Here is an 8,838-nt window from a genome sequence, read left to right on the forward strand (position 1 = left end):
CCTGGGCGCAGGTGCTCAGTGCAGCCAGCGGTCGCGATGACGTGGTGTTCGGCACGGTACTGATGGGCCGTCTGAACGGTGGTGAAGGTGCGGATCGTGCCCTGGGCATGTTTATCAATACCTTGCCGCTGCGCCTGCAACCGGGTGCCCATAAGCCTCAAACAGTCATTCGTGAAACCCACGCTCGCCTGAGCGCCTTGCTGGCCCATGAACATGCACCACTGGCCCTGGCTCAGCGTTGCAGCGGCGTGCCGGCTTCGACGCCTCTGTTCAGCGCCTTGCTCAACTATCGCTACAGCGCAGCGCCGGGTGAGCACAGCCTGTCGCCAGCCTGGGAGGGCATCGAAGCCCTGCAAGGCGAAGAACGCACCAACTACCCACTGACCCTGTCTGTGGATGATCAGGGCGAAGGCTTTGAACTGACCGTGCTGGTGCAGGAAGGTGTCGGGGCTGCGCGGGTAGTGGCTTACATGAGCAATGCACTGGCTCGTCTGGTGGAAGCGCTTGAGCAGTCTTCACAAGCTGCGCTCAACAGTGTGTCGGTACTGCCGGAAGATGAGCGGGAGCAATTGCTGCACCGCTTCAACGACAGTGCCACGGACTATCCACGCGACAGCTCCGTCCATGACCTGTTTGAACAGCAAGTCGCCCAGCGACCTGACGCTCTGGCTGCCGTTCATGGCGAATATTCGCTGACCTATGCCGAACTCAACAGCCGAGCCAACCGTCTGGCCCATTACCTGGCAGGCCAAGGTGTCAATCCAGGCGATGCCGTGGCGATTCTGCTGCCGCGTTCGCTGGACCTGCTGGTGGCGCAACTGGCCGTCAGCAAGTGCGCCGGCATTTATGTGCCGCTGGATATCAATGCACCACAGGAACGTCAGGCGTTTATGGTGCAGGACAGCGGGGCGCGTCAGGTACTGACCCGGAGCGATCTGGAGGTGCCACAAGGCGCTGCCCGGATCGATCTGGATCGTCTGGATCTGGCTCAGCAATCTGCTGCCAACCCTGATCGGGCCTGCACCGGAGAAAGCGCGACCTACATCATGTACACCTCCGGTTCTACCGGGACGCCAAAAGGCGTGCTGGTGCCGCATCGCGCCATTGCCCGTCTGGTGATCAATAACGGCTATGCCGAATTCACTGCGCAAGACCGCGTGGCCTTTGCCTCCAACCCGGCGTTTGACGCCAGTACCCTGGATGTCTGGGCGCCGTTGCTCAATGGCGGTTGCGTGGTGGTTGTGGATCAGGATGTCCTGCTGTCGCTGCCGGAGTTCAAGGCTCTGCTGCTGGAGCAGTCCATCAGCGTGCTATGGATGACCGCTGGCCTGTTCCATCAATACGCTTCTGGCCTGTACGACGCCTTTGCGCAACTGCGTTACCTGATCGTCGGCGGCGATGTACTGGATCCTTCGGTTATCGCCCAAGTCCTGAAAAACGGTGCGCCTGAGCATCTGCTCAATGGCTATGGCCCGACCGAGGCCACCACCTTCTCGGCCACCCATGAAATCAAGGCTGTGGGCGAGGGCAGCATTCCAATCGGCAAGCCACTGGCCAATACCCGCCTGTACGTGCTGGATGCCCGTCAGCAACCGGTGCCATTGGGTGTGACCGGTGAGCTGTATATCGGTGGCGATGGCGTGGCGCTGGGTTATCTGAATCGCGCCGACCTGACCGAGCAGGTGTTTGTAGCGGATCCGTTCAGCACCGACCCGTCGGCCCGTCTGTATCGCACTGGTGACCTGGCCTGCTGGCTGGCCGATGGCACGGTGGAATACCGCGGTCGTAATGACCAGCAGGTGAAGATCCGTGGCTTCCGTATCGAACCGGGCGAGATCGAAACCCGTCTGGCCGGTCATGAAAGCGTGAAAGAGGCCGTGGTGCTGGTACGTGAAGACGTGCCGGGTGACAAGCGTCTTGTGGCGTACTTCACCTCGACGGACGCCGATATCGATCTGGAGGTACTGCGCACCCATCTTCAAGGCCAGCTACCGGACTACATGGTCCCGGCAGCCTACGTGCAGCTGGACAGCCTGCCACTGACCAACAACGGCAAGCTGGACCGCAAGGCCTTGCCCGCGCCGGATCAGCAAGCTTTTATCAATCGCGGCTACGAAGCGCCGCAAGGCCACATCGAAACCACCCTGGCGCAGATCTGGGCCGAGGTGTTGCAGGTCGAGCGTGTCGGTCGTCACGATCACTTCTTCGAACTGGGCGGTCACTCGCTGCTGGCGGTGAAGCTGATCGAGAAGATGCGTCAGGAAGGGCTGAGCGCCGATGTGCGCGTGCTGTTCAGCCAGCCGACCCTGGCAGCTCTGGCGGCTGCGGTGGGCAGTGGCACGGAAATCCGTGTACCGGCCAACCTGATCAAGCCGGGTTGCACCCGGATCACGCCGGACATGCTGCCGCTCCTGAGCATCGGCGAAGAGCAGCTTGAGCAGGTTGTCGCCTCCATTCCCGGCGGCGCGGCCAATATCCAGGACATCTACCCGCTGGCTCCGCTGCAGGAAGGGATTCTCTATCACTACCTGACGGCCGAAGCCGGTGACCCTTATGTGTTGCAGGCGCAGTACGCCTTCGATAGCCGCGAGCATCTGGATGCTTTCGTCCAGGCGCTGCAATCGGTCATCGAACGTCACGATATCCTGCGCACGGCCGTGCTCTGGACGGGTCTGGATGAGCCGGTGCAGGTGGTGTGCCGAAATGTCACGCTGCAACCGCAATGGGTCGAACTGGACCCGGCCGATGGTCCGGTCGCCACGCAATTGTCGGATCGTTTCGATGCCCGCCACTATCGCCTGGACCTCACTCGTGCGCCGTTGCTGCACCTGGCCTGCGCCGAGGATCGGCAAGAGAACCGCTGGGTAGCCACGCTGCTGTTCCATCACCTCATCCTGGACCATACCGCGCTGGAGGTGATTCAACTGGAAATGCAGGCCTTCCTGTTGGGGACTGCCGACCGGTTGGGCGAGCCTGTGCATTATCGCAACTATGTGGCGCAGGCCCGCCTGGGTGTCGAGCCTGCGGTTCATGAAGCGTTCTTCCGCGACATGCTGGGGGATATCGACGAGCCGACGCTGCCGTTTGGCATGCACGATGTCCAGGGTGATGGACGCGGTATCGAAGAGGTCCATCATCTCGTGGATCTGCAACTGTCAAACCGCCTCCGTCAGCAGGCACGGCAACTGGGTATCAGTGCTGCCAGCCTGGTGCATCTGGCCTGGGCGCTGGTACTGGGCAAGGTGTCGGCCACCGACGATGTGGTGTTCGGGACGGTGCTGCTGGGTCGCATGAGTGGCGGTGACGGTGCCGACCGTGCCCTGGGCATGTTTATCAATACCTTGCCGTTGCGGGTATCTCTGGATCTGCATTCCGTTCGCCGCAGCGTCATTGATGTCCATGAGCGGCTCACGGCCTTGCTGGCCCACGAACATGCCTCGCTGGCGCTTGCCCAGCGTTGCAGCGGCGTAGCGGCTCCCGCGCCACTGTTCAGTGCCTTGCTCAACTACCGGCACAGTGCTATTGCAGAGAGCAACGAAAGTCTGCAGGCCTGGGACGGTATGCATGTATTGGGCGGCAGTGAGCGCACCAACTACCCGCTGACCCTGAACGTCGATGACCTGGGCGAAGGCTTCAAGTTGAACGCCCTGGCGGTGGCCTCCATCGGTGCCCAGCGTATCTGCAACTACATGCAGGTTGCGCTGGAGCAACTGACTGAAGCTCTGGAGCAGGCCCCGCAAACCTCGCTGAGCACGTTGTCGATCCTGCCGGACACCGAGCGTGAGCAACTGCTGCATCAGTGGAATGCAAGCGATTCGACCTTTGCCGACGACCATCTGATTCATCGGGCCTTCGAGGCCTGGGCAGCGTCGAATCCTTCGGCTCCGGCGATCCGTTTCGAAGCCCGTCGCCTGACCTATGGCGAACTCAATGCACAGGCCAACCGGGTCGCCCATCGTCTGATCGAACTGGGTATCGGTCCGGACGATCGTGTGGCGATCTGCGTCGAACGTGGTCCTGAAATGATCATCGGCCTGCTGGGTATCCTCAAGGCGGGCGCGGGTTACGTGCCGATGGACCCGGCTTACCCGGCCGAGCGTCTGGCGTACCTGCTTCAGGACAGCGCACCCGTGGCCGTACTGGTCCAGCGTGCGACGGCCAAGGTGTTGGCGCAGGTCAGCGTCCCGGTTATCTGTCTGGATGACGGCAGTTTGCAAGGCATGGGTTTGAACAATCCGCAGGTGGATTCGGCTTCTTCAAACCTGGCCTATGTGATCTACACCTCGGGCTCTACCGGGCTGCCGAAGGGTGTGCAGGTCGAGCACCGCAATGTGGCGCGCCTGTTCTCGGCCACTCAATCGTGGTTCGAGTTCGGCCCGACCGATACCTGGGCGTTGTTCCACTCCTTTGCCTTCGACTTCTCGGTCTGGGAAATCTGGGGCGCGCTGATACACGGTGGCGAGTTGCTGATCGTGCCGCAACTGGTCAGCCGTTCGCCGCAGGAATGCTATGCCTTGCTGTGTGATGCAGGCGTCACCATTCTCAACCAGACCCCAAGCGCCTTCCGGCAGTTGATTGCGGCCCAGGGCGAAAGTCAGCAGTCGCACTCGTTGCGTCAGGTGATCTTTGGTGGTGAAGCCCTGGAAACCGGGATTCTCAAGCCGTGGTATGCACGTGCGGTGAACGCCGGAACCCAGTTGGTCAACATGTACGGCATCACCGAAACCACGGTTCACGTGACGTATCGTGCCCTGGAAGCGGCAGATGCCTTGAAAGCCGGTGTCAGCCCGATTGGTGTGCGAATTCCTGATTTGCAGACCTATGTGCTGGATGCCAATCGTGAGCCGGTCCCTGTTGGCGTGGTCGGTGAGCTGTATGTCGGCGGTGCCGGCGTGGCGCGTGGTTACCTGAACCGTCCTGAATTGAATGAAGAACGCTTTATTGCCGATCCATTCAGCAAAGTTAAAAATGCCCGTCTTTACCGCACTGGCGACCTGGCCCGCTGGACCGCCGAAGGCAGCCTTGATTATCTGGGCCGTAACGACGATCAGGTGAAGATCCGCGGTTTCCGTATCGAACTGGGTGAAGTCGAAGCGCAACTGGCGGCCTGCAATGGCGTGCGCGAAGCGGTGGTGATCGCTCGCGAAGATGTTCCCGGCGACAAGCGTCTGGTGGCTTATGTCATTGCAGAAGAAGGTGTGACCCCATCTGCGGCTGACTTGCGTGACCAACTGTTGCAAAGCCTGGCCGAGCATATGCTGCCAAGTGCCTTTGTGATGCTGGAATCGCTGCCGCTGACTACCAACGGCAAGCTGGACCGCAAGGCACTGCCTGCGCCGGATCAGTCGGCCTTGGCCAGCCGTGCCTATGAAGCGCCGCAAGGCAAGGTCGAAACCGCAATTGCCGAACTCTGGCAGGAATTGCTGGGCGTCGAGCAAGTGGGTCGCCATGACCACTTCTTCGAGCTGGGCGGTCACTCGCTGCTGGCCGTGAAACTGATCGAGCGCATGCGTCAGCAGAATCTCAGTGCCGACGTGCGTGTGCTGTTTGGTCAGCCAACCCTCGAAGCCCTGGCGGCGGCAGTGGGTGGCGGGACTCGCGGTGTGATTGTTCCCGACAACCTGATTCCTGCCGGCTGTGAGCGTATTACGCCGCAGATGTTGCCACTGGCACGTCTGAGTCAGGAGCAGATCGATACGGTCGTGGACTGCGTGCCGGGCGGTGTGGCCAATGTGCAGGATATCTATGCGCTGGCTCCGCTTCAGGAGGGGATCATGTATCACCACCTGGCGGCTTCCGTGGGCGACCCGTACCTGCAATATGTGATGTTCGGTTTCGACAGTGAGAGCCGGATCGAAGCTTTCGCCCAAGCCTTGCAGGCCGTTATCGCCCGTCACGACATCCTGCGCACGGCTGTGCTGTGGGAAGGTCTGGACGAGCCGCTGCAAGTGGTCTGGCGCGAAGCGAAACTGGCTGTCGAAGCCGTGAGCCTGGATCCCGCCGATGGCGATATTGAAACCCGTCTGCATGAGCGTTTCGATCCGCGCCATTACCGGCTGGACATTCGTCAGGCTCCCCTGATGCGCATTGCCTATGCCCAGGATCCGCTCAACGATCGTTGGGTGGCCATTCTGCTGTTCCATCACCTGATAGACGATGCAACCTCGCTGGCCGTGCTGTCCCATGAGATCGAGGCGTTCATGCAAGGCAGCGAGCATACGCTGTCGGCCTCGGTGCCTTACCGCAACTACGTGGCCCAGGCCCGTCTGGGGGCCAGTCGCGAAGAGCACGAAGCGTTCTTCCAGAATATGCTCGGGGATATCGACGAGCCGACACTGCCGTTCGACCTGCAGGATGTGCAGGGCGATGGCAGCGGTATCGAAGAGGTTCGCCAGGCCGTGGATGCCGACCTGACAAAGCGTCTGCGCCATCAGGCGCGCGGGCTTGGCGTCAGCATGGCCAGTCTGTATCACCTTGCCTGGGCGCAGGTCCTGGCCAGGGTCACTGGTAAGGAAGAAGTGGTCTTCGGCACGGTGTTGATGGGACGCATGCAGGGCGGCGAGGGTGCTGACCGTGCGCTGGGGATGTTCATCAACACCTTGCCGTTGCGCGTGAGTGTCGGTGATATCAATGTTCAGGATGCGGTCAGAAGCACTCACCGCCGTCTGAGCGGACTGCTTGTCCACGAATACGCCTCACTGACGCTCGCGCAGCGCTGCAGTGCTGTAAAAGCACCATTGCCTCTGTTCAGTGCCTTGCTCAATTACCGCCATACCGGCGCATCCCGCTCTCGTGACGGCATGGATGGCTGGGCGGGCATAGAACTGCTCAAAGGTGAAGAACGCACCAACTATCCATTGACGCTGTCGGTGGACGACGAAGGTCAGGGCTTTGCCTTCTCGATCATGACGTCTGCCGATGTGGGAGCCGGACGTGTCTGCGGCTTTGTGCAGCAGGCGCTGATGAACCTGGCCGATGCGCTGGAGCGGACAACGCTCTCGAGAATGCGGGATGTCTCCATTCTGCCGGCTCAAGAGCGTGACCGTGTGATCACGGAGTTCAATGCGACCCGCGTGGCGTATCCGCTCGATCAGACCGTCCATGGCCTGTTCGAAGTCCAGGCGGCGCGCACGCCAGAGGCCATTGCGCTGGTGCATGAGGATCGGCAACTGAGCTACGCCGAACTGAGCGAGTGTACCAATCGCCTGGCTCGTCATTTGCGCGAGCAGGGTGTGGTTGCCAATGCCCGGGTGGCGATCTGTGCCGAGCGTGGTATCGAGATGGTGGTCGGCCTGCTGGCAATCATGAAGGCGGGTGGCGCTTATGTGCCGCTTGATCCGGACTATCCGGCCGATCGCTTGAACTACATGCTGGACAGCAGCGCCCCTGTGGCCTTGTTGACCCTAGGCCAGATACCGGAAGGCCTGTCCTGCGGTCGTGTGGCGACCATCGATCTCGGGCCTGAGGCGTCCTGGCGCTCAGGGTCGGCTGTTCCGGTCACTGGCCAGGCCGATTCCCGGCAGTTGGCTTATGTGATCTACACCTCCGGTTCCACCGGCAAGCCCAAGGGAGTGATGGTCGAGCAGCGCGGCGTGGTCAACCTGCTGTGTGCCATGCGCGACATGGTTCAGGCAACGCCGCAAGATCGCATGCTTGCCCTGACTACCATCAGCTTCGACATTGCCGGGCTTGAGCTTTACATGCCGCTGATCTGCGGTGCCCGTACCGTACTGCTGGATCGCCGTCAGAGCCATGACCCGCAATTGCTGGCCGAGGCCATCAGCGATAGCGGTGCAACATTGATGCAGGCAACACCCGCCACCTGGCGCTTGCTGCTGGACTCCGGCTGGTCCGGTGCTGCCGGGCTCAGGGCCTTGTGCGGTGGCGAGGCTCTGCCTCTGGATCTGGCGCAACGTGTCGCGGCCCGGGTGGAAACACTCTGGAACGTGTACGGACCGACAGAAACCACCATCTGGTCGTCGGCGCTGCAATTCGATGCCAATGACAAGGTGTCGACCAGTGTCGGTATCGGGCGTCCGATTGCCAATAACCGTTTCTACCTGCTGGACGAGCAGGGCGAGCCGGTGCCCATGGGCGTTGCTGCCGAGTTGTATATCGGGGGTGACGGCGTGGCCCGTGGCTATCTGAATCGCGATGACCTGACGGCTGAACGCTTTATGGACGACCCGTTCAGCAGCGATACCGGAGCGCGGATATACCGCACCGGCGACCTGGGACGCTGGATGGCAGACGGCAGTATCGAATACCTGGGCCGTAACGATGACCAGGTGAAGATCCGCGGTTTCCGGATCGAGCTGGGCGAGATCGAAGCCAGGCTGGCACGTCATGAAAGCGTGAAGGAAGCGGTGGTCATTGCCCGCGAGGACGTACCGGGTGACAAGCGTCTGGTGGCTTATTTCACTTCGACGGTTGCCGAGGTCGACCTGGAAATACTGAGGACGCATCTGCAAGACCAGTTGCCGGGTTACATGGTGCCTGCGGCCTATGTGCACCTTGAGCATCTGCCGCTGACCCCTAACGGCAAGCTGAATCGCAAGGCGCTGCCGGCGCCGGACCAGCAGGCCGTGATCAGCCGTGGCTACGAAGCACCGCAAGGCGAAACCGAAATCCTCCTGGCACAGATCTGGGCTGAAGTGCTCAAGGTCGATCGGGTAGGACGCCATGACCACTTCTTCGAACTGGGCGGCCATTCGTTGCTGGTAGTCAGCCTGATGGAAAAAGTGCGTCAGGCGGGTATGGAAGCCGACGTCAAAACCCTGTTTGAACAACCCACCCTCGCTAAGTACGCCGCTGCGACGGAAAAAACGGAGATTTTCC

Annotated in this window: 1 pseudogene (only partly in view); it reads left to right on the top strand. The window is 61.2% G+C overall.

Going from position 1 to position 8,838, the window contains the following annotated elements:
- Positions 1–8,816 (top strand): annotated as a pseudogene (locus tag KQP88_RS12140) (non-ribosomal peptide synthase/polyketide synthase); its annotated part reaches 20,155 nt to the left of the window's first position; the annotation flags it as partial.
- Positions 8,817–8,838: the final 22 nt, after the last annotated feature.

It is taken from the genome of Pseudomonas lijiangensis, assembly GCF_018968705.1.
In the GTDB taxonomy this organism is placed as follows: domain Bacteria; phylum Pseudomonadota; class Gammaproteobacteria; order Pseudomonadales; family Pseudomonadaceae; genus Aquipseudomonas; species Aquipseudomonas lijiangensis.